Below are 23,003 nucleotides of genomic sequence, written 5' to 3'. Positions count from 1 at the left end.
AAGCACCATTACTTGTGTTCATCAGTACCGGCGTCTACGCAGAGCATCGCACGGTAGTTAAAACCTTGTGGGAGCGAACTTGTTCGCGAAAGGGCAGGTACATTCTCCAAAAATGTACCGGCTGAACTACCGTCTTCGCGGACAAGTCCGCTCCCACAAAAGCACGATTACTTGAGTTCTGCAGGACCGGGGTATAACGCTGGCGCGGAGCGTTGGCACGGAAATCAATAAACAACTACTTATCCGAATGCCCCTGCGCCATGGCCACCACCACTTTGCGTTTGCCGGTGAACGGTGCACGGGAGTGGGCGGTGAGCATGTTGTCGAGCATCAGTACGTCGTTTTCCAGCCATGGAAAGCTGACGGTGCAGTCATCGAGCACGCCACGAATCTCGTCCAGCAGGCTTTCTTCGAGGGGTGAGCCGTCGCCGTAGTAAACATTGCGCGGCAGGTCTTCTTCATCCACGACATCCAGGAGGGTTTCGCGCACTTCCGGTTGCAGGTTGGAGATGTGAAACAGGTGCGCCTGGTTGAACCAGACGGTGTCGTGGGTCACAGGGTGGCGCGATATTGCCTGGCAGATCTGGCGGGTGCGCAGTTCGCCGTCGTCTTTCCATTCGCACTCGATGTTGTGCGCCCGGCAGTAGGCTTCGACCACGGACTCATCTTCGGTATTGAATACCTGACTCCATTCCACATCGAGCCCGTTGCCGTAGTTACGCACGTACATCAGCTTCTTTTCGATGAAGCGATCACGAATACGCGCCGGAATGCGCCGGTAGATCTCACGGCTGTCGGCAATCGGCGTTTCGCCACCGGTCTGCGCCGCGATCATGCTGTAGAACCAGATCTTCATCGGCCAGTCCAGCGTGTAGGCCTGCTCGTTGTGCAACGGGATGCTCTGATGCGCCGGGTATTCGGTGGAGGTATACACACCCTTGGTCACGTTACTGCGCGGCGTGGAGCCAAACTCGTAGTTGAGCAGCGGATCGCCGAAACCGGCAGCGAACTCACGAAACGCTTCCGCACCGCCGACGTCGAAGCCGCGAAACAGAATGCCGCCCGCGCTGTACAGGTGCGCGGCCACCAGCGGCTTGAGTTCGCCCAGCGCTTCCATCAAGTCCAGACCGGGCTCGGGTGCCTGTACCAGCATGGGCAAGCTGCCCGCCCCTGCAAGCAGCGGCCGGATATCCAAACTCAACGCATGACTCATGATGTCTCTCCCTTGATGGCAAAAGCGCCCGAGCCCCTGCGGCCTGGCGCAACACCAATGTCCAGATTGAACGTAGTTCGCCACGAGAAAATTAGCCGCCCAGCCCCTTTTCCTGCGCCATGTGGGGGCTTCAGATAGCTCTGAAACAATTTTTTTCATTTAAACGCAAAATATTCCTACAGGAATCTCATTCTCATTCGTCTTTAATTGAATGCGAGGCTTTATATCGCCCGCGCGTACAGACAGAAGGAGTCGCTTTGCGGCTGCTTTACATCGTGAATCGAGATTGTTTATCCATGTCGAAGAAGTCCCGTTCAAAAATCTGGTTTCTCGTCCACAGCTGGCTTGCCCTGCCCATCTGGTTTTTTGTGCTGATCGTCTGTGTGACCGGCACGCTGGCGGTCATCAGCAAGGAAATCATGTGGCTGGCCAACCCGGAGATGCGTGACAACCGCCCCTCCGACGACGCCCAACGCATGAGCTTCGAGCAGATTCGCGCAACCATCGAGCGCAACGAGCCGGACCTCATCGTCGGTACGATCATGCAGCCTGACGGCGATTACTTCGCCCTGAGCGTGTTCGTCACCTACCCGGACGGCCGCTCGGTGCCGGCTTACGTCAACCCTTACACCGGGGTGATTCAGGGCCTCACGCCGTCGTTCGACTTCCGCCGCTTCACCCGCGCGCTGCACGGCTGGTGGCTGGTGCCGTTCACCAATGGCTATTCGTGGGGCTGGTACCTGGTGTCGATTCTCGGCCTGCCCCTGCTCGCGTCGCTGGTGACCGGGCTGGTGGTCTACAAGAAATTCTGGCGCGGCTTTTTCAAGCCGGTACGCTTCAGCCAGGGCCCGCGGATTTTCTGGGGCGATTTGCATCGCCTCAGCGGCGTGTGGTCGATCTGGTTCATTGCGGTGATTTCCATCACCGGCACGTGGTTTCTGATTCAGGCGATTCTTGGCGATAACCAGATCAGTATCTCGAGCAAATCCCAGGTTGCCTCGATCATTCCACACAGCGCCGTGCCGCTGACTGCCGACGGCCGCCCGGCACCGACCATCAGTCTGGAAAAGGCCGTGGAAATCGCCAAGGAGCGAATTCCAGGTCTTGAAGCAAGCTTCATCACTCCGCCCTTCAATGCCTACAGCAACATGCAGGTTGGCGGGCGCAGCTGGTATCCGCTGATGTTTCAGACCGCCGAAATCAACCCGTACAGTGGCGAAATCGCAGCGTCACACCTGTTGTCGGACCGCAACAAGCTGGAGTTCGTCACCGAATCCATGCGCCCACTGCACACCGGCGACTTCGGCGGTATCTGGATCAAGCTGATCTGGGCGTTCTTCGGCCTGCTGTTGAGCATGATGGTGCTCAGCGGGTTGCTGATCTGGAGCAAGCGCACCGCGCTGGCGACGCTCAATGCCCTCAAGCGTGAGTCCAGAACCAGCCCGGCCACCTTCACCCCGGCATCGACTCCGGACACCACCCGCTCGCCACTGGCGACCCGCACCCCGGAGAACAGCCTGTGAGCAAGGCCGCTGTTGCACAACCTGCATCGTCGCTGAGTCGTTTCTGGCACGGATGGCGTTTCCACATCAACGTGCTGCTGGTGCTGATTCCGCTGGGCTTCATGCCCAAGTACTTCTCCGACAACGCGCTGGATCGCGGCGATCAGGGCCTTGGCCAACGCGACGTCGGCGAGATTCAGGTCGGCCCGTGGAGCCTGCGTCTGGCCGAAGACCGTAACGAAGCCCCGCGCCTGTCCGGCCCGTCGGGCTACATGAAAAGCTTCAATGCCGCGCTGTGCAACGCCTGCATCGACCGGGTCAAGGCCACTTACCTGCGCATCGGCAAACCACGCAGTCTGCGCACCGCCGGGGTTATTTTCTTTGGCGGTGGCTACCGCATGAGTGCGTTCATGCAGATTCCCGAAAACACCAGCGCCGACTCAGACCTGTGGATCACCATGGAAGGCTGGGACGGCGCCGTGCATCAGACTTCCATCCCGCTGCAACAGGCTTCGCCCACCACCGTGGCGTGGCTGAAAAAACAAGGAGCCAAACCATGAGTGCCCGCCCTTCCCTGCGCTGGCTGACGGCCAGCGCCCTGTGCCTGCTTGGCTTGAGTGGCAACGCACTGGCGCACAACCCGATGTGCGAATGCAAACAGATCGACAACGAGCAGATTCGCTGCACCGGCGGTTTTTCCGACGGCAGTGGTGCGCCGGGCGTGACCCTCGACGTGATCGGCTATGACGAAACCATTCTGGTACCCGGCAAGCTGGGTGAGGATTCGACCGTGACCTTCAAGCGTCCGGCTTCCGAGTTCTATGTGCTGTTCGATGCCGGCCCCGGCCATGTGGTGGAAATCGATCAGGCGGACATCCGCAGCCCATGAGTGCGCCAACCCGACAAATCGTCCGGCCGGCCGGCGCCGGGCATGAAACCCTGTACGTTCTGCTACTGTGCCTGCTGATCCTCGGTGTCGCGGCCGGAGTCGTCAGCCTGCACCGTGATACTCAGGAAACACACAGCCTTGCCAGCCATCAACTTGATGCGCGACGTGACCTGACCGCTGCCGAACAAGGCATCTACGCCGACCTGCGCGTGACTCTCGACGAAATTCGCCTGCTGGCAACCGAACAGCAACCCCCTGTTACCCCGCAACAACTGGGTGACGAGGGCTTTGCGCCGTTCTCCCAGGACGCCAGTTCGGTGAGCCGTGGCGGTCACGCGTGGCAAATGGTCGAGCAGTCCTATGTGGGCCTGAGCCAGACGCCGAACGTGGCCGGCTCGTTTCTGATGCGCATCGATTCGGACAACCAGCCTGACATCTGGATCAACCGCAGCGCCTCGATCGCACCTGTCAGCGACCTCGGCGACAAAGCCCTGGTCGACGCGGGCTGGAAACAGGTCGTCGCGCAATTCGATGCTGGCGTAACCCGTCAGCACCCACACTGAAACTTCGCATTCCTTTGAAAGAAGACCGCTTGCCCATGCCTATTTCATTCAAACGCCGTCCCTTGCTGCGCGTCCTGCTGGTGGGGTTGTTTGCCGCCCTGCTGGCACCGTCCAGCTACGCCGCCGACCCGGCCAAGCGCCTGCGCATCGGCATCACGCTGCGCCCGTATTACAGCTACGTGAGCAATATTGTCGGTGACAAGGCCGACGTCGTGCCGCTGATCCCGGCCGGTTTCAACCCGCATGCCTACGAACCGCGCGCCGAGGACATCAAGCGCATCGGTTCGCTGGACGTGATCGTGCTCAATGGCGTCGGGCACGACGATTTCGCCGACCGCATGATCGCGGCCAGCGAAACGCCGAACATCAAGACCATCGAAGCCAACGCCGACGTACCGTTGCTGGCCGCCACCGGGGTTGCAGCACGCGGCGCAGGCAAGGTGGTCAACCCGCACACCTTTCTGTCGATCAGCGCGTCCATCGCCCAGGTCAACAACATCGCCCGCGAGCTGGGCAAGCTGGACCCGGACAACGCCAAAACCTACACCGCCAACGCCCGCGCCTATGGCAAGCGACTGCGGCAGATGCGCGCCGACGCCCTCGCCAAACTGACCAAGGCCCCCAACGCCGACCTGCGCGTGGCCACGGTACATGCCGCCTACGACTACCTGCTGCGTGAATTCGGCCTGGAAGTGACAGCAGTGGTGGAACCGGCACATGGCATCGAGCCCAGCCCGAGCCAGTTGAAAAAGACCATCGACCAACTGCGCGAACTGGACGTGAAGGTGATCTTCTCGGAGATGGATTTCCCGTCCACTTACGTCGACACCATCCAGCGTGAATCCGGGGTCAAACTGTACCCGCTGTCGCACATTTCCTATGGCGAATACACCGCCGACAAGTACGAGAAGGAAATGGCCGGCAACCTCGACACCGTGGTGCGGGCCATTCAGGAGTCGGGCACATGACTGTCGCGCAGAACCTCGACATCGTCAGCCAGGGGCCAGGCATAGAGTTCAACCAGGTGAGCCTGAACCTGGGCCGCACAACGATTCTCGACCGCGTGCATTTCAACGTGCGCGCTGGCAGCGTACACGCGCTGGTCGGGCCGAACGGCGGCGGCAAAAGCTCGCTGATCAAGACCCTGCTCGGGCAGACACCGCATCAAGGCCAATTGAGCCTGCAATGGCCTGCCGCGCCGGGCCTGATTGGCTATGTGCCGCAGGCGCTGGAGTTCGATCGCGGCCTGCCGATGACCGTCGACGATTTCATGGCTGCCATGTGCCAACGACGCCCGGCGTTTATGGGCTTGTCGAAACACTACGCGGCAGCAATCGGCGATGCGCTGGAACGGGTCGGCATGCAGGACAAGCGCAAGCGGCGCATGGGCGCGTTGTCCGGTGGTGAGCGGCAGCGTGTGCTGCTGGCGCAGGGGCTGATTCCTGCGCCGCAATTACTGGTGCTGGATGAGCCGATGTCGGCTCTGGATGAGGCAGGGATTCAAGTTTTCGAGCGCCTGCTCGGTGACTGGCGCCGAAGCGGTATTACCGTGCTGTGGATCGAGCACGATCTGGATGCGGTGCGGCGTCTGGCGGATCAGGTGACCGGGCTCAATCGCCGCGTATTGTTCGACGAGCCTGCCGCCACGGCACTGACTCCGGAACGCCTGCTGACGTTGTTTTCTGCTCATCCGCGCACTGCCGATGCTGTTAACGGGAGCGTCGCGTGATGGATTACGAAACGTTTCGTCTGTTCATTCAGGGCCTCGCCTCATCCGGCTATCTGCCCGAAGCGCTGGCCTATGGCTTTGTGGTCAACGCCCTGCTTGCGGGCCTGTTGATCGGCCCGGTGCTGGGCGGTCTGGGCACGCTGGTCGTGGTCAAGCGCTTTGCGTTCTTCTCCGAAGCGGTGGGCCATGCGGCACTGACCGGCGTGGCCATCGGCATTCTGCTCGGTGAGCCGTACACCGGGCCTTATGGCGCGCTGTTCGGCTATTGCCTGCTGTTCGGTATCGTCCTCAACTACCTGCGCAACCGCACCGGACTGGCACCGGACACGCTGATTGGCGTGTTCCTCTCGGTGTCCCTGGCGCTCGGCGCAAGCCTGCTGCTGGTGCTGGCCGGCAAGATCAACGTGCACATTCTGGAAAACGTGCTGTTCGGCTCGGTACTGACTGTCAACGGCAATGACCTGCTGGTGTTGCTGATCGTTGGTTCGCTGGTCATGGGCCTGAGCCTGCCGTTGTACAACCGCATCATGCTGGCCAGCTTCAATCCGCAACTGGCTGCGGTGCGCGGCGTGGCAGTGAAGGCGCTGGATTACCTGTTCGTGATTCTGGTCACACTGATCACCGTTGCCGCCGTGAAAGTCATCGGCGCGATTCTGGTCGGTGCGTTGCTGGTGATTCCAGCGGCGGCGGCACGGCTGTTGAGCCAGTCGCTGAAAGGCTTTCTCTGGATTTCAGTGGCTATCGCAACCGTCAGCACCCTGTGCGGCATTCTGCTGCCTATCGTCTTCGACCTGCCTGTGCCGTCCGGCGCGGCGATCATTCTGGTGGCTGGCGTTGCCTTTGCCCTGGCCGCCATCGCCCGCGGCACGCTGCCCGCCCTGAAAGGGAATATTGGATAAATGCCTACTTTACGCACATTGACCCTGGCGCTGGCCATGACCGGCCTGTTCAGCAACAGCCTGTATGCCGCCGACGCCAAAGCCGACAGCGCTCAACCGGTACGGGTGCTGGCCAGCCTGCCGATTACCTACGGGCTGGGGGAAATTCTGCTCAAGGACAGCGGTGTCATGCTGGAACGCGCTGCCGCGGCCAACCTGCCCGGCTCGCGTCAGACGGCGTATTTCACCGGGCGTGGGGCCGATGCATTGCGCGGGCTGGCGAGCAATGCCGACGCGGTAATCGGCTTGCGTTCGATCTGGGCCGATGACCCGCTTTACCCTAATGCGCGCCGCAGCAATATTCGCATCGTCGAGATTGATGCGGCGCGGCCGGTGGACGGTGGTTTGCCGGGGATTGCTGTGCAGCCGGGTCAGGGCACTGACGGGCTGAACAGTCAGCCGTGGCTGGCGAGCAACAACATGGGGCGCATGGCCGATGTGCTGGCGGCGGACCTGGTGCGCCTGGCACCGAGTGCGAAGCCGAAGATCGAGGCCAATCTGGCGGCGTTCAAGCAGCAACTGCTCAAGCTGAGTGCCAGCAGCGAAGCGGCACTGGCCGGTGACGACAATTTAAGTGTGGTGAGTTTGTCAGACCGCTTCGGCTACCTGATCAACGGGCTGAATCTGGAGCTGATCGACAGCCAGGTGCTGACCGACGAACAGTGGACGCCCGAGGCATTGAGCAAACTGAGCGCGACCCTCAAGAATAACGACGTGGCGCTGGTGCTTGATCATCGTCAGCCGCCAGAACCGGTGAAGTCTGCAATTGAAGCGGCAGGCAGCACGTTGCTGGTGTTGGGGATTGATGGCGCTGATCCGCTGGCGGAGTTGCAGGGGGATATTCAGGGGGTTATCGAGGTGCTGGCTGGCAAGGGGTGAGCTTATCGTTGCTCACGCTCCAGCGTGGGGAATGCAGTTCATGACGCTCTGGGTCGCAAGAGGACGCGGAGCGTCCCGAACGGCATGACGACGCGGAGCGTCGCACGATAGTCTGGTTATCGTTGCGCACGCTCCGGCGTGGGAATACAGGTCGCGACGCTCTGCGTCGCAAAGAGGACGCGGAGCGTCCAGAACGGCATGACGACGCGGAGCATCGGCACGATAGTTGAGATTATCGTTCCGCACGCTCCAGCGTGGGAATGCAGGTCGCGACGCTCTGCGTCGCAAAGAGGACGCAGAGCGTCCAGAACGGCATGACGACGCGGAGCGTCGCACGATAGCCTGGTTGGTCTACCAGCCAATCAGGCCGTCTGCGCTTCCATTTTCTGGCGCAGGCTCAGGGGGCGCATGTCGGTCCAGACTTCTTCGATGTAGGCCAGGCACTCTTTCTTGAAGCCGCTTTTGCCAACGGTGCGCCAGCCGGTGGGGATGGCTTTGTAGTCGGGCCAGATCGAATACTGTTCTTCGTGGTTGACCACAACTTGAAAGACGATGTCTTCCCGATCGAATACTGAAGTCATTGCTGCTCTCCGTGTTGGTTCAGTGCTGCTGTGCCAATTCATAGCAGCTATAGGGATTGAACGTATCGCTACGTCGAAAAATTAAAGCTGTGCGACAGCGGCGTTGAGTGCGCGACCAAAGATTTCGGCCACTTCGTCGACCTGCTCGGCGGTGATCACCAGCGGTGGCAGGAAGCGCACTACGCTGCCGTGTCGACCACCCAGTTCCAGAATCAGCCCGCGCTTGAGGCATTCGCGCTGGACCAGCGGGGCCAGACGGGCAAATACCGGCGGATGACCCTGCGCATCGCGCACACCGGCCGGATCGACCAGCTCGACACCCAGCATCAGCCCGCGCCCGCGAATATCGCCCAGTTGCGGGAAGTCACGCTGCAAGGCATGCAAGTGCCTGGACAGACGCGCGCCCATCGCCGTCGCGTGCTCGCAAATATTGTGTTCCTGAAGATAGCGCATTACCGCCGAACCGGTAGCCATCGCCATCTGGTTGCCACGGAAAGTTCCGGCGTGGGCGCCCGGCAGCCAGGTGTCGAGCCATGACCGATAAACCACCACCGCCAGCGGCAGGCTGCCGCCGATGGCTTTGGACATGACCATGACGTCCGGGATGATCCCGGCGTGTTCGAAGGCGAACATCTTGCCGGTGCGGGCAAAACCGCTCTGGATTTCATCGACAATCAGCGCCACACCGGCCTTTTCAGTAATACGCCGCACGCCGCGCAACCAGTCAAGGTCAGCAGGAATGACCCCGCCCTCGCCCTGCACCACTTCAAGAATGACCGCTGCAGGCAACTGCACACCGGCTTCCGGGTCGTTGAGCAGGTTCTCCAGATAATGCAGGTTGGCGCGCACGCCCTGTTCGCCGCCGAGCCCGAACGGGCAGCGGTAATCATAGGGGTACGGCAGAAACTGCACGCCTGTGCCGAGCAACGCGCCGAGCGGCTTTTTCGGCCCCAGGCTGCCCATCAGGCTCAACGCGCCCTGGCTCATGCCGTGATAACCGCCCTGAAACGACAGCACCGTGCTGCGTCCAGTGGCAGTGCGTACCAGTTTCAGCGCGGCTTCCACTGCATCGGTACCGGTCGGGCCACAGAACTGTATCTTCGCGTCATCGGCCAGTTGTTGCGGCAGCAGGCCGAACAGGTCCTGAACGAACTGGTCTTTGACTGGTGTGGTCAGGTCCAGGGTGTGCAGCGGCAACTCATCACTGATCACCTGCTGAATCGCTTCGATGATCACAGGATGGTTATGCCCCAATGCCAGCGTGCCCGCACCTGCCAGGCAATCGATGAAGCGCCGCCCTTCGACGTCCTCGACGTGAATGCCCTTGGCTCGCTTGAGCGCCAGCGGGATGCGCCGCGGGTAACTGCGCGCATTGGATTCCTGGCGATTTTGCCGCGCCAGCAATGGCGACTCTTCGAATTGATAGAGCGTTTCAGCCGCTGCCGGGGCAACCCGTGTCAACTGATCATCGATAAGCCTGGTAGCAACTGACATCTGTGCAACCCTCAATACGCTGGTTGAATGACCTGATGCATGACGGTTGGTCATGCGGGTTCAGGCGTTTATTCCTTCCCTTGAAAACGCGCCAGCGAGCTGCGGATTTACACCCGGTAACGAGTTTTTTATCCGCAACGCCAGCGCGCCGACGAGAGGCCGATCAGAGCCCTTCCAGTTCCGCCATCAAGTCCGCCAGACGGTCGAATTTCTGCTCGTCGACCTGCGCTCCGCCAAGGCTTTGCAGATGCTCGGCCAACGCCTGAACGGTGTTGAATTCGAACATCGCCCGCAATGGCACGTTGCGCTGCAACAGCTTCTGCGCACGGGTGACGACCTGGGTAGCGAGCAGCGAGTGCCCTCCCAACTCGAAGAAGTTGTCGGTAATGCCCACCCGCTCGACCTTGAGCACATCGGCCCAGATGGTCGCCAGTTGCTGCTCCATCTCGGTCTGCGGCGCGAGGTATTCCTGCTGCGCCTGACTGACGTCCGGCGCAGGCAAGGCCTTGCGGTCAAGCTTGCCGTTCGGCGTCAGTGGCATGGCCTCCAGAATCACCAGATGCGCAGGCACCATGTAGTCCGGCAGGCTGGCTTTGAGGTGGTTTTTCAGCTCGTCTCGTAGCGCATCGGGATCCTGCGTGGCAGCGCTTGGCACCAGATAGGCCGCCAGCACTTTGCCCAGCGGACCGTCGACGTCCAGCACCACCGTCTCGCGGATCGCCGAATGCTCCAGCACGCGGGTTTCGATTTCGCCCAGCTCGATGCGATAACCGCGAATCTTCACCTGATGGTCGACCCGGCCGACGTATTCCAGCACGCCGTCCTTGCGCCGCCGCGCCAGGTCACCGGTGCGGTATAGACGCTCGCCCGGTGCACCGAACGGATGCGGCACGAACACCGGCACGCTGCGCGAGGGATCAGCGACGTAACCACGGCCGACTCCGGCCCCGGCCACGCACAGCTCACCCACTGCGCCCAGCGGCACGAGGTCCAGCGCTTCGTCGAGCAGGTACAGGCGGTTGTTGTCGGTCGGCGAACCGATCGGCAGATAAGCGCTGCGTGTGGACGCTGCATCAACGCGGAAGAACGCCACGTCGTCGGAACACTCAGCCGGGCCGTAGGCATTCACCAGACCGATCTGCGGGTAGCGTTGCAGCCACTGGCTGGCCAGCTCGGGCGGCATGGCTTCGCCGGTAGGCAGCATCCAGCGCAGGCTGTCAAGTGTTGCCTGTTGCTCGGCGAGCAGGCCGGTTATCAGCGACGGCACGCTTTCCAGCACGCTGATGCGCTGGGCCTGCACATGCGCCAACAAGGCCTGCGGGTCGCGGGCGATGTCGTTCGGCACAATGTCCACCCGCGCGCCAAACAGCGGCGCAGCGAGGAACTGCCAGACCGAGATGTCGAAACTCTGCGAAGCGGTCTGGGCGATGACATCTCTTTCGCTCAGGCTCAGGTACGGCACCTTGCTCAACTGGTTGTTGAGCATGCCGCGCTGCTCGACCATCACGCCCTTCGGCAGCCCGGTGGAGCCGGAGGTGAAGATCACGTAAGCGAGGTTATCCGGTGCGCTGTAGCGGCCGGGGTTGTGCTGCGCTGATTCGCGCTGCTGCACAGTTTCCCAGACCAGCAACTGCGGACGAGCGGACTCGGGCAGCGCTTCAAGTAGTGCCCTGCCCTGTTCCAGACATTGCGCGCTGCACACCAGCAGCGGCGTGCCGCTCTGGCCGATGATGCCGCTCAGTCGCGAATCGGGCAGCGCCGGGTCCAGCGGCAGGTAACCGCCACCGGCCTTGAAGCTGCCGATGATCATGCCCGGCAGTTCAACGCCACGCTCGGCGAGCAAGGCAACCGGCTGATCGAAACTGACACCGGCCTCGATCAGGGCATGGCCCAGACGGTTGCTGGCAATATTCAGCTCGGCATAACTGAGCTGGCGATCCAGGCAACTGACCGCAATGCGCTGCGGATGTGCTTCGACCTGCGCTTCGAACAGTTCGACGTAGCTTTTATCCAGCGGGTACGCGTGCTCGCTCTGGTTGCAGCCCTCGATCAGGAACGTGCGCTCCTGCTCGCTGACCAGTGCCAATTCGCTCATGTCGCCGTGGAAGCCCTCGATCAGCGCCAGCAGCAGACGCTTGAACTCGCCGAGCATGTTCTGCACGGTGGACTCATCGAAATAACGCTGGTCGTAAGACAGGTGCAGGCCCAGATCATCGCCCGGATAGCAGACGGCCGTCAGCGGATAGTTGGTGTGGGTGCGACCGGAATCCGACGTGGCGTTGAGGCTTTGCGCACGGTCGAGCACCGAAACTTCCACCGGTGCGTTCTCGAACACGAACAGGCTGTCGAACAGCGGCTGGCCTTTGGGCAGTTCGCTGTTTTCCTGAATGGTCACCAGCGGCAGGTATTCGTACTCGCGCAGTTGCATGTTGCTGTCCAGCAACTGGCTCAGCCACTGGCGCACGCTGCAACGCTGATCGTCGCCGGGCATGCCGACGCGCAGCGCGATGGTGTTGATGAACAGCCCAACGGTGCGCTGCATTTGCGGCAGTTCCACCGGACGACCGGCCACCGTGACGCCGAACACCACGTCGCGATCACCGCTCATACGCCGCAGGGTCAATGCCCACGCTGCCTGGGCGAAGGTGTTGACGGTCAGTTGATGCTGCTGCGCCAGCTCGCGCAGTCGTGCGCCGTCGCGCTCATCGAGACGGGTATAGCAATCGCCCACGACCATGCCGCCGCTGTCGCCCGCATGTTCACGCAGGAACGGCCGGTCGCTGGGGATCGGCGTCGGCCGTTCGAAGCCGTGCAGGTTGTCTTGCCACCAGTCACGCGCCTGCGCCAGGCCACGGCGTTGCAGCCAGCCAATGTAGTCGCGATAACGCGGTGCAGGCGTCAGTTGTGCTTCACGACCTTCGCCCAGCGCAGTGTAGATATCGAAGAAGTCGTTCATCAGCAGCGAACGGCACCAGGCATCGATGAGGATGTGGTGGTTGCTCATCATGAACCAGTAGCGCGCTTCATCGACGCGAATCAGGCGCAGGTGGAACGGCGGCTGATCGAGCAGATTGAAACCGGCTTCGCGCTCGGACTTGAGAAATGCCTGCAAACGCGGCTCCTGCTGGTCCTGCGGCACATCACGCCAGTCCAGATAATCAATCGGCGTGCTACCCGGCTTGTGGATGACCTGCAGCATGGTTTCGCCGATGTCCCAGCAGAACGACGCACGCAGCGCTTCATGACGGGCGATCACCGCCTGCCAGGCCTGGGCGAAACGCTCTGGGTCGAGCGCGCTGTTGATGCGATAGCGGTCCTGCATGTAATACAGGCCGGTGCCCGGTTCCAGCAGGGTGTGCAGCAGCATGCCCTCCTGCATTGGTGTCAGCGGGTAGACGTCCTCGATGTGCGTCGCAGCGACCGGCAGTGCGTCGAGTTGCGCCTGATCCAGATCGGCCAGCGGGAAGTCCGAAGGCGTCAGGCCACCGCTGCCATCGCTCAGGCAATGGGCAATCAGCGCCTGCAACCGGGCCAGGTAATCCTGCGCCAGCGCTTCGATGGCGGCGGGTTGATAACGCTCGGCACTGAAAGTCCAGCGCAGCAGCAGTTCGCCGCCATACACCTGGCTGTCGATGCTCAGCTCGTTGGGCAGCGGCGCATGCGGATCGTGGGCCGCGCCCGCTGACTCTTCCAGCGGACGGAACAACGCATCGCTGGTGAAGCTCTGGTCGAACTGACCGAGGTAGTTGAAGGTGATCGGTGCCACCGGCAGCGCCTGCATGGCGGCTTTACTGGCACTCTCGGCCAGATAGCGCAGCACGCCATAGCCCAGGCCTTTGTGCGGCACCTGACGCAGCTGCTCCTTGATCGCCTTGATCGACTCCCCCGGCGCTGCATCGCCAGCCACTGCTGGCGTGAGGCGCAGCGGATAAGCGCTGGTGAACCAGCCGACCGTACGGGTCAGGTCGATGTCGTCAAACAGGGTTTCGCGGCCGTGCCCTTCCAGTTGGACCAGCGTCGATGGTTGCCCGCTCCAGCGGCAGACCACTTGCGCCAGCGCCGTCAGCAGCAGGTCGTTGACCTGAGTGCGGTATGCGCTGGGTGCCTGTTGCAGCAGTTGTCGGGTACGTTCAGCATCCAGCCGCACGCTGACGGTTTGCGCATGACGATTCTGCTGGCCGCCCTGCGGGTTGTGGCACGGCAACTGCGCCACAGGACCGCCAAGCTGACGCTGCCATACGTGCAGCTCTTCACGTAACGATTCGTTACCCGCGTAGGCCTGCAAACGTGCGGCCCAGTCACGGAACGCACTGGTCTTGGCGGCAAAGCGCACTGGCGTTGCTTCGCTCAACTGTCGATAGGCAGTTTGCAAATCGTCGAGCAGCACCCGCCACGAAACGCCATCGACCACCAGGTGGTGAATGACCATCAGCAGACGTTGCTGACCCTGCGGACCATCGACCAGCAAGGCGCGCAACAGCGGGCCGTTTTGCAGGTCGAGGCTGCGCTGGGTGTCGGCGTACAGCGCGGCACATTCGGCCATGTCGGCGACCTGCGCCTGTATCAACAGGGTTTCTGCCGTCACTGCACGGTGTTCAGCCTGCCATTTGCCGTTTTGCCCGGTGAAGCTCAGGCGCAGGGCGTCATGCTGTTCGAGCAGTGCACGCAATGCCTGCTCCAGCAGACGCGGGTCGAGTGCAGTGAGCGGCTCCAGCACCAGCGACTGGTTCCAGTGCTGACGCTCGGGAATCGGCGTGTCGAAGAACCAGTGCTGGATCGGCGTCAGCGCGGATGCGCCTTGCAGTAAGCCCTGTTCAGCCTGAATCAGTTCGCTGGCGGTCGCCACGGCGGCCAGGGTCTGCACGGTCTGGTGCTGGAACAGATCACGCGGGCTGAAATGAATACCCACCTGACGCGCCCGGCTGACCACCTGAATCGACAGGATCGAATCGCCGCCCAGTTCGAAGAAGTTGTCGTTGAGGCCGACTTTCTCCACGTTCAGCACCGTACACCAGATCGCTGCCAGCTGTTGCTCCAGTTCACTGGCCGGGGCTACGTAATGCTGACGATTGAGTTCCGGGTCCGGTGCAGGCAATGCGCGTCGATCGAGCTTGCCGTTGGCGGTCAGCGGCATGCTGTCGAGCAGAATCAGGTGGGTTGGCACCATGTAATCCGGCAATTGCGCCTTGAGGTGCGACTTGAGCGATTCACGCAATTGCGCCTGCTGCTCGTCGCCCTGCCCGGCCACATCACTGACCAGATAACCCGCCAGTTGCTTGCCCGACGGCGTGTCCAGCGCCAGCACCACGGTTTCGCGGATGGCCTCGTGTTCCAGCAAACGGGTTTCGATTTCCCCCAGTTCGATACGGAAGCCGCGGATCTTCACCTGATGGTCGATACGCCCCAGGTACTCCACCAGCCCGTCGGCGCGCTGGCGCACCAGGTCACCGGTGCGATACAGACGCCCGCCGTTGCTGGCAAACGGGTCGGCCACGAAGCGCTCGGCGCTCATGCCGGGACGCTGATGGTAGCCCTGCGCCAGACCGGCACCGCCGATATACAGTTCGCCGCTCGCGCCCTGTGGCACCAGGGCCAGATCGGCGTCGAGAATATAGGCAACCCGCGCCCCGACCACACGACCGATCGGTACGCTGGCTTCGCCCTCTTCCAATTGCTGCGGGGCCAGGCTGGCCAACGGCATGACCACGGCTTCGGTCGGGCCATAGGCGTTGAACAACAGTTCCGGCTGGAAGACTGCGCGAATACGCTGCAAGTGTTCACCGGTCAGCGCTTCACCGCCGGTGATGCACATGCGCACCGGCAAGGTCTGGCCTTGAGTGGCCAGCCACTGCGCCAACTGGCTGCCATAGCTGGGGGTGAAGCCGAGAATATTGACCTGCTGCTGGCGAATCAGTGTGCAGATTTCTTCGGCGTCCCACTGGCCTTGGGCGCGCAATACCACGCGCGCACCGCTGAGCAGTGGCACCAGCAGGCGCTCAGTGGCGGCATCGAAGTTGATCGAATAGAAATGCAGTTCGCAGTCATCGGGCTGCATGTCGAAGCGACGAATCACCGCCTGACAATGCATGGCGATTTCACCGTGGGACACCACCACGCCCTTGGGCTTGCCGGTAGAGCCGGAGGTGTAAATCAGGTACGCCTGATGCTGCGGCAGGCTGATAAACGGCAGTTCATCGGTTGAGAAAGACGCCAGCAGCGGCTGATCGTCTTCCAGGCACCAGCGGGCCACACCGGCAGGCAGCTCGCCCAGCGCGGCAAACAGCGCACGGTCGCTCAACAGCAGGCCGACGCCGCTGTCTTCGATCATGTAGTGCAGGCGTTCCAACGGATATTCCGGGTCCAGTGGCACGTAGGCACCACCGGCCTTGAGGATCGCCAGCAGGCCGACAACCATATCCAGCGAACGCGGCAGCGCCAGGCCGACGCGAACCTGCGGGCCGACGCCGCGCTGGCGCAGCATTCCGGCCAGTTGGTTGGCGCGGGCGTCCAGCTCGGCGTAGCTCAGGGTTTCCCCGGCAAAGGTCAACGCAGGCGCATCTGCGCGCAGCCGGGCCTGCTCGGCGAACAGGCTGTGAATGCACTGATCAAGCCGTTGTTCGCCGGCTTCGACGCCCAGGCTGTCGAGCAGTTGCTGACGTTCGGCGTCCTGCAACAGCGGCAGTTCACTTAGGCGCTGTTGCGGGTCGGCGAGCAGTGCTTGTAGCAGGTTCAGCCAGTGCCCGGCCATTTGCGCGATGCGCGGCTCGTCGAACAGATCGGTGCTGTAGGTCAGGCAGCAACCCAAGCGGTGATCCAGCTCAGTGACCTCCAGGTTGAGGTCGAATTTGGTGGCACGCGCATCGTTGACCAGATAGTCAACGGTCATGCCCGCCAGCTCGCGACTTTGCTGGAATTCCCAGCGCTGCACGTTGCACATCACCTGGAACAGCGGGTTGTAGGCCGCGCTGCGTGGCGGTTGCAGGGCTTCGACCAGATGATCGAACGGCAGGTCCTGATGCGACTGGCCTTCAATGACGGTGTGACGAACCTGTTCGAACAGCTGCGCAACGCTCATTTGCCCGTCAAGCTGAACGCGCAGCACCTGGGTGTTGAGGAACGCGCCGATCAGCCCTTCGCTTTCCGGACGGATGCGGTTGGCCACCGGCGCACCGATGCGCAGGTCATTCTGGCCGCTGTAACGGTAGAGCAGCACCGCCAGTGTGGCGGTCATGGTCATGAACAGGGTCAAGCCATTGCGCGCATTGAACGCGCGGACTTTAGCGGCCAGTTCGGGATTCAGGTCGAAACGGTACAGTTCGCCCTGATGACTTTGTACCGCTGGGCGTGGCCGGTCAGCGGGCAGTTCCAGCAGCGGATGCTCGTTACCCAACTGCGCGGTCCAGTAATCCAGCTGGCGCTGGCGCTCGCCCGCCTCCATCCACTGACGCTGCCAGACACTGTAATCCAGATATTGCACCGCCAGCGGTTCCAGCGGCGACGGCTTGCCTTGCAGAAATGCTTCGTAGAGCAGGCCCAGTTCGCGAGCGAAAATGTCCATCGCCCAGCCTTCGGTGACGATGTGGTGCAGGGTCAGAACGAAGTAATGCTCAAGATCAGCCGCCTTGACCAGACAGGCACGCAGCAGCGGACCGGTCTCCAGATCAAAAGGCTGGTGCGCCTCGCTGTCGGCCAAAGCCCGAAGGCGCTGCTGACGAAGCTCGGCAGGCAGCGCTGAGTAATCCTGCCATTGCACGCGCAGGCCGGTCTGTTCGCTGACCTTCTGGCAGGCTACGCCGTTGACGCTCGGGAAGGTGGTGCGCAGGGTTTCGTGGCGCAGGATCAAGGCTTGCAGCGCGGCTTCGAAACGTTCGATATCGAGCACGCCGTTCAAGCGTGCCATGCCGCCGACGTTGTATGCCGGGCTGTCCGGTTCCATCTGCCAGAGAAACCACATGCGCTGTTGCGAATAGGACAGCGGCACCGGTTGACTGCGGTCGACACGGGCGATCGGTTGCAGGCTGCTGCGCTCGCCCGACAGCTGAATGGTTTGAACCTGTTCGACAAACGCGCCCAGCTCGCTGGCTTCGAACAGCGCACGCAACGGCAAATCGATATCGCAGGCCTGACGCACGCGGGAAATGATCTGCGTGGCCAGCAACGAGTGCCCGCCCAGCTTGAAAAAGTCGTCGCGCAGGCCGACGCGCGGCACGCCCAGCACCTGGCGCCAGACAGCGGCGATCTGCTTTTGCAGGTCGGTTTGTGGCTCGACATGCTCGTGAGTCTGCCATTGCGGCTCGGGCAAGGCGCGTCGATCCAGCTTGCCACTCGGGCTCAGCGGCATGTTGTCGAGGCGCACCAGCTGCGCCGGGACCATGTAATCCGGAAGTTCCAGAGCCAGCGCCGATTTGATGCGCTCGGCCTGAGCGTCCTGCCCGGCTTCGGCGGTGTAGTAACCGATCAGTTGCGGGCCCGCAGCGGTTTCGCGCACCAGCACGGCAGCATGACCAACACCCGGCTGGGCCAGCAGACGGGCTTCGATCTCCTGCGGTTCGACGCGGAAGCCACGCAGTTTGACCTGCTGATCCAGACGCCCAAGGTATTCCAGCGCACCGTCAGCGGCCCAGCGCACCAGGTCGCCGGTGCGGTACAAGCGCTCACCCGGCTGGCCCAGCGGATCGGCGATAAAGCGTTCGGCGGTCAGGTCCGGACGATTCAGGTAGCCACGCGCCAAGCCGATGCCACCGATGCACAGTTCCCCGGCAACCCCGCGCGGCAGCGGGTTGAGCTCGCTATCCAGCACCCGGCACAGCACGTTACCCAGCGGACGACCAATCGGTGAACGCAGGCCGTCGCTAACCTGACATTGCCAATGGGTGACGTTGATCGCAGTTTCGGTCGGGCCATAACGGTTGTGCAGTTGTACGCCCGGCAGATGCTCCAGCACCCGGTTGCGCAGTTCGCTCGGCAACGCTTCGCCGCCAGAGAACAGGCGACGCAGGCTGGTGCATTGCTGCGCCAGCGGCTCGTCGACAAACAGCTGCAACAGGGGCGGCACAAAGTGCAGCGTGGTCACACCGTGCTCGTTGACCAGTTGCGCGATGCGATGCGGGTCGCGGTGTTCGCCGGGGCCTGCCAGTAGCAGGCGGCAACCGGTAATCAGCGGCCAGAAGCATTCCCAGACCGACACGTCAAAGCTGATCGGTGCCTTCTGCATCAGCACGTCGCTTTCATCCAGCCCATAAGTGTCCTGCATCCATTGCAGGCGGTCGGCCAGTGCCGCGTGGGTGTTGCCGACGCCTTTGGGCTGACCGGTGGAGCCGGAGGTGTAAATCACGTAGGCCAGGTTGTCGCCGTGCAGGTGCAGGCCCGGCGCGCTGACCGGCCAGCTGTCCAGGTGCAGCATGTCCATCGCAACCGTGCAGACCCCGTCTGCGCTCGGCAGGTCGCCGAGCAGATGGCTCTGGGTCAACAGCAGCTCGACGCCGCTGTCTTGCAGCATGTACGCCAGTCGTTCAATCGGGTAATCCGGGTCCAGCGGCACGTAGGCGCCCCGGCCTTGAGGATTGCCAACAGACCGATCAACAGTTGCGGCGAACGCTCGGCGGCGATTGCCACCTTGACGTCCGGGCCGACGCCCTTGTCGCGCAGGTAATGCGCCAGACGGTTGGCCTGGGCATGCAGGCTGGCGAAATCGAGGCTGCCGCCCTCCCACACCAGCGCGATGCGTTCCGGGGTTTGCAGCGCCTGACGCTCCAGCATTTCAGGCAGCCAGACGTGTGCAGGCGTGCAGGCGGCAGCGCTCCACTGCGCCTGTTCGGCCAGCTCGTCAGCGCCAAGTAATTGCACGTCGCCCAGCGCGACCTGCGCCTGCTGACTGACCTGGGTCAGCAACTGAACGTAGTGCCGCGCCAGACGCACGATGGTGTCGCGCTCGAACAGCTCGTCGGCGTAATCGAAGGACAGATTGAGGCGACCCTTACGGTCTTCCTCGCTGTGCAGTTGCAGGTCGAACTTGGCCTCGCGGCTGTGCCACGGCAGTTCTTCGGCGAGCAGCCCCGGCAGACGACGCAGTGCGCCGAGGTCGCGTTGCTGGTGGTTGAACATGACTTGAAACAGCCCGTGTTCGCGGGCCTGCGGAAACGCTTCGACCAGTTGTTCGAACGGCACGTCCTGATGCGCCTGAGCGTCCAGCGCGGCCTGGCGGGTCTGGGCCAGCAGTGTGGAAAACGGCAGGCGCGGATCGAGTTGCGCACGCAGCACCAGGGTGTTGATGAAGAAGCCGATCAGGCCCTGGGTTTCATGACGAGGACGGTTGGCACCGGGCACGCCGATGCGAATGTCGGTCTGCCCGCTGTAGCGATGCAACAAGGCCTGGAAGCCCGCCAGCAAGAGCATGAACGACGTCGATTGCCACGCTTGCGCGGTGTTGCGTACGGCGGCGCTCAGCTCGGCACTCAGGCGCAGGCTGTAACGCGAAGCGCTGTGCTGCTGATGTGTCGAGCGCGGACGATCAGTGCTCAACTCCAGGGTCGGCTGCTCATCGCCCAGTTGCTGCTTCCAGTAGTCGAGCTGGCGCTCGGCCTCGCCGTTTGCCAGCCATTCGCGCTGCCATTGGCCATAGTCGGCGTAACGCAGTGGCAGAGGTGCCAGTTCCAGTGGCTGCCCCTGAACAGCCGACGCATAGAGCCGCGAGAATTCGTCGATCAGCACATTCAGCGACCAGCCATCGGCAATGATGTGGTGCAGCGTGACCAGCAACTGATGCTCTTCCTCGTCCAGTCGCAGCAGCGTAACGCGCAGCAACGGGCCGTTTTGCAGATCGAATGGCAGACGCGCCTGCTCTTCGCGGATCGCCAGCGCACGCGTCTGGCGTTCGTCGCTCGGCAGGTCGCTGATATCCAGAGTGTCGAAATGGAACTCACCGGGCGCGTCGATGCGCTGCAGGGCGACACCATCATGCTCATAGAAGCGCGTGCGCAGCGATTCATGGCGCTCGATCAGGCGCTGGAAGCTGGTACGCAACGCCGTGGTGTCCAGTTCGCCACGCAGGTACAGACCACCGAGAATGTTGTAGGCGCTGCTTTGCGGGTCAAGTTGCCAAAGGAACCACAGGCGGTTCTGTGCCAGCGATTGTGGCAGATGCTCGTTGCCCGGCAGGCGGACGATAGCGTTCTGCGTCTGGCTGTCGCCTTGCGATGCGGCGATTTGAAGCGCTTCGATCTGCGCCGCAAAGGCGGCCAGCGTCGGCGCTTCAAACAGCAGGCGCAGGTTAAGGTCAATGCCCAGTGTTTCACGCAAACGGGCCACTACCTGGGTGGCGACGATGGAGTTGCCGCCCAGCAGGAAGAAATGATCGTCGGCGCTGACCTGCTCACATTGCAAATGCTCGCACCAGACGCTGGCGATCTGAGCTTGCAGGTCCGATCCTGTGCTCAGGGTCCGGTTTTGATGCGTTGTATTGTTCGCGGGAAACACCGCGTAGCTGTCCAGGCTGCCATCGGCCAAACGCGTGCGGCAGGCCGAGCGCTGCAACTTGCCGCTGGAGGTTTTGGGCAGAGCGCCCGGATTGAGCAACACCACAACGCTCGGCGCTTCTTGAAACGCCTCGGCAACGGCCTGGCGAATGATCTTTATCAGCGCCTCGGCGGACAGCATTTTCTGCACGCTGCGGCTCACTTCGGCAGCGATCCCAATGCCTTCGCTACCGTCCTGATTGACCGCAAAGGCCGCAATACGGCCTTTGCGTACTACATCGACCTCGCGCTCGACGACTTTCTCGATGTCCTGCGGGTACAGGTTGTGGCCACGGACGATCAGCATGTCTTTCAAACGACCGGTGATGTACAACTCGCCATGCCGCTGAAAGCCCAGATCGCCGGTGCGCAGCCAGGTCTGGCCGTCATGCTGGACGAACGCCTTGGCGGTGGCTTCAGGGTTGCGCCAGTAACCGTGGGCGATGCTCGGCCCGCTGGCCCACACTTCGCCAATACGGTTTTCGTCCAGCACTTGCAGGGTGGCGGGGTCGGCAATCAATACGCCATGCCCCGGCTGGCCGGTGCCGCAACTCATGACCGGCTGACCGTCGCCCAACTCTGCCACATTGCGCGCCAGCGCCTGCGCATTCAAACGCAGCGAAGGAATACCCTTGCCGCGCTTGCCACCCGCCACGTACAGCGTGGCTTCGGCCAGCCCGTAGGAGGCCATGAAGCTGTCCGGCGTGAAGCCGCAACTGGCGAACTTATCGGCAAACGCATTCAGGCTGTCTTCGCGGATAGGCTCGGAGCCGGAATACGCCACGCGCCAGCGACTCAGGTCGAGCCGCTCCAGCGCCGAATCACTGACCCGCGCGCTGCACAGCTGGTAGGCAAAGTCGGGCCCGCCGCTGATGGTGCCGCCGTATTCGCTGATAGCTTCCAGCCAGCGCAATGGCCGCGTGAGGAAGTAAGCGGGGGCCATAAGGATGCACGGAACGCCACTGAAAATCGGCTGCAACAAGCCGCCGATCAGGCCCATGTCGTGGTACAGCGGCAGCCAGCTGACGATCACGTCGTCCGGATTGACGTCGATGCCAAAGCCATGACGAATCAACAGTTCGTTGGCAACCAGGTTGCCATGGCTGACCTGCACGCCCTTGGGCAAGGCGGTCGAGCCCGAGGTGTATTGCAGGAACGCGATGTCGTCGGCCTGCAATTGTGGCCCCTGCCAATTGTCGGCAGACGCACTGTTCAGCGTATCGACGCAGAGCAGTTGCGGGGCATCGGCAGCAGCCAGCTCATCCATCTGCAGCAAGGCGGGCTGCAGGTCGGAACCGGTCAGTACCAGCCGTGGCTCGGCATCGGCGATGATCGACAGCAGCCGTTCCTGATGATGACGACGATTGGATTCCGGCGGGTAAGCAGGCACCGCAATGACCCCGGCGTACAGGCAGCCGAAAAACGCAGCGACATAGTCCGGCCCACTGTGAAACAGCAGAATTGCCCGATCATCCGGCACGGCTTGACGTTGCAGCGCAGCAGCGATGGTCCGCGCGCGCAGGTCCAGGTCACGGTAGGTCAACACCAGCCCCTGGTCTTTCTCGTCGGTGAGGAAACGCAGCGCCAGCCGATCCGGCGTGTGCAAGGCGCGACGCTGAAGAGCCTGGGCCAGAGTGTCGGGGAGTTCAAACGCATCCATGATGGAGTTCCTGCTAGATTCGGCGTGCCAGATAAGATCTGA

The 23,003-nt window shown here is 62.3% G+C and carries 11 protein-coding genes and 1 pseudogene; 8 read left to right on the top strand and 4 right to left on the bottom strand.

Going from position 1 to position 23,003, the window contains the following annotated elements; genetic code table 11:
- Positions 1 to 235: 235 nt before the first annotated feature.
- Positions 236 to 1,213 (bottom strand): TauD/TfdA family dioxygenase, encoded by a 978-nt coding sequence (locus tag AC4ANE_RS10895; RefSeq protein WP_002552925.1) that lies wholly within the window; start codon positions 1,211 to 1,213, stop codon positions 236 to 238.
- A 296-nt stretch (positions 1,214 to 1,509) separates the two neighbouring features.
- Between AC4ANE_RS10895 and AC4ANE_RS10890 the strand changes: the two genes are divergently transcribed.
- The 8 genes from AC4ANE_RS10890 to AC4ANE_RS10855 are packed head-to-tail and all read left to right on the top strand — an operon-like array spanning position 1,510 to position 7,713.
- The gene (locus AC4ANE_RS10890) at positions 1,510 to 2,736 is read left to right on the top strand and encodes a PepSY-associated TM helix domain-containing protein (protein WP_002552924.1); all 1,227 of its coding nucleotides are present in this window, start codon (positions 1,510 to 1,512) and stop codon (positions 2,734 to 2,736) included.
- Positions 2,733 to 3,275: a hypothetical protein gene (locus AC4ANE_RS10885; protein WP_002552923.1), complete on the top strand. Its 543-nt coding sequence runs from the start codon at positions 2,733 to 2,735 to the stop codon at positions 3,273 to 3,275. The genes AC4ANE_RS10890 and AC4ANE_RS10885 overlap by 4 nt, the downstream gene beginning before the upstream one ends.
- Entirely contained in the window at positions 3,272 to 3,604 is a 333-nt protein-coding gene (locus AC4ANE_RS10880) for a hypothetical protein (RefSeq protein ID WP_002552922.1), read from the top strand. The genes AC4ANE_RS10885 and AC4ANE_RS10880 overlap by 4 nt, the downstream gene beginning before the upstream one ends.
- Positions 3,601 to 4,167, top strand: a complete 567-nt coding sequence (locus tag AC4ANE_RS10875) for a DUF6162 family protein (RefSeq protein WP_002552921.1) — start codon at positions 3,601 to 3,603, stop codon at positions 4,165 to 4,167. Before AC4ANE_RS10880 ends, AC4ANE_RS10875 begins: the two co-directional genes overlap by 4 nt.
- Before the next feature lie 35 nt (positions 4,168 to 4,202).
- On the top strand, positions 4,203 to 5,135 hold the full coding sequence (locus AC4ANE_RS10870; RefSeq protein WP_002552920.1) for a metal ABC transporter substrate-binding protein: 933 nt from the start codon (positions 4,203 to 4,205) through the stop codon (positions 5,133 to 5,135).
- Positions 5,132 to 5,896, top strand: coding sequence for a metal ABC transporter ATP-binding protein (locus AC4ANE_RS10865; protein WP_002552919.1), 765 nt, complete (start codon positions 5,132 to 5,134; stop codon positions 5,894 to 5,896). Before AC4ANE_RS10870 ends, AC4ANE_RS10865 begins: the two co-directional genes overlap by 4 nt.
- On the top strand, positions 5,896 to 6,795 hold the full coding sequence (locus tag AC4ANE_RS10860) for a metal ABC transporter permease (RefSeq protein WP_031594922.1): 900 nt from the start codon (positions 5,896 to 5,898) through the stop codon (positions 6,793 to 6,795). Before AC4ANE_RS10865 ends, AC4ANE_RS10860 begins: the two co-directional genes overlap by 1 nt.
- Complete coding sequence (locus tag AC4ANE_RS10855; protein ID WP_031594923.1) at positions 6,796 to 7,713, top strand: metal ABC transporter substrate-binding protein; 918 nt, start codon at positions 6,796 to 6,798, stop codon at positions 7,711 to 7,713. It begins immediately after the preceding gene.
- 362 nt (positions 7,714 to 8,075) lie between these two features.
- Here the strand turns inward: AC4ANE_RS10855 and AC4ANE_RS10850 are convergent, their stop codons facing one another.
- The 3 genes and pseudogenes from AC4ANE_RS10850 to AC4ANE_RS10840 all read right to left on the bottom strand — a co-directional run bounded on the left by AC4ANE_RS10850 (position 8,076) and on the right by AC4ANE_RS10840 (position 22,961).
- Positions 8,076 to 8,294, bottom strand: coding sequence for an MbtH family protein (locus AC4ANE_RS10850; protein WP_002552917.1), 219 nt, complete (start codon positions 8,292 to 8,294; stop codon positions 8,076 to 8,078).
- A gap of 81 nt (positions 8,295 to 8,375) precedes the next feature.
- Entirely contained in the window at positions 8,376 to 9,788 is a 1,413-nt protein-coding gene (locus tag AC4ANE_RS10845) for an aspartate aminotransferase family protein (protein WP_002552916.1), read from the bottom strand.
- Between the two features lie 163 nt (positions 9,789 to 9,951).
- Positions 9,952 to 22,961: pseudogene (locus tag AC4ANE_RS10840) on the bottom strand (non-ribosomal peptide synthetase).
- Between the last annotated feature and the right edge of the window lie 42 nt (positions 22,962 to 23,003).

The organism is Pseudomonas sp. Pme6b (genome assembly GCF_058129925.1).
The sequence above is the reverse complement of the archived record's forward strand: the minus strand, read 5'-3'. Positions and strand labels throughout refer to the sequence as shown.

Coding starts and splice junctions, on each gene's coding strand:
- AC4ANE_RS10895 (WP_002552925.1), bottom strand. CDS start 1,213: ATGAGTCATGCGTTGAGTTTGGATATCCGGCCGCTGCTTGCAGGGGCG.
- AC4ANE_RS10890 (WP_002552924.1), top strand. CDS start 1,510: ATGTCGAAGAAGTCCCGTTCAAAAATCTGGTTTCTCGTCCACAGCTGG.
- AC4ANE_RS10880 (WP_002552922.1), top strand. CDS start 3,272: ATGAGTGCCCGCCCTTCCCTGCGCTGGCTGACGGCCAGCGCCCTGTGC.
- AC4ANE_RS10875 (WP_002552921.1), top strand. CDS start 3,601: ATGAGTGCGCCAACCCGACAAATCGTCCGGCCGGCCGGCGCCGGGCAT.
- AC4ANE_RS10870 (WP_002552920.1), top strand. CDS start 4,203: ATGCCTATTTCATTCAAACGCCGTCCCTTGCTGCGCGTCCTGCTGGTG.
- AC4ANE_RS10865 (WP_002552919.1), top strand. CDS start 5,132: ATGACTGTCGCGCAGAACCTCGACATCGTCAGCCAGGGGCCAGGCATA.
- AC4ANE_RS10860 (WP_031594922.1), top strand. CDS start 5,896: ATGGATTACGAAACGTTTCGTCTGTTCATTCAGGGCCTCGCCTCATCC.
- AC4ANE_RS10855 (WP_031594923.1), top strand. CDS start 6,796: ATGCCTACTTTACGCACATTGACCCTGGCGCTGGCCATGACCGGCCTG.
- AC4ANE_RS10850 (WP_002552917.1), bottom strand. CDS start 8,294: ATGACTTCAGTATTCGATCGGGAAGACATCGTCTTTCAAGTTGTGGTC.
- AC4ANE_RS10845 (WP_002552916.1), bottom strand. CDS start 9,788: ATGTCAGTTGCTACCAGGCTTATCGATGATCAGTTGACACGGGTTGCC.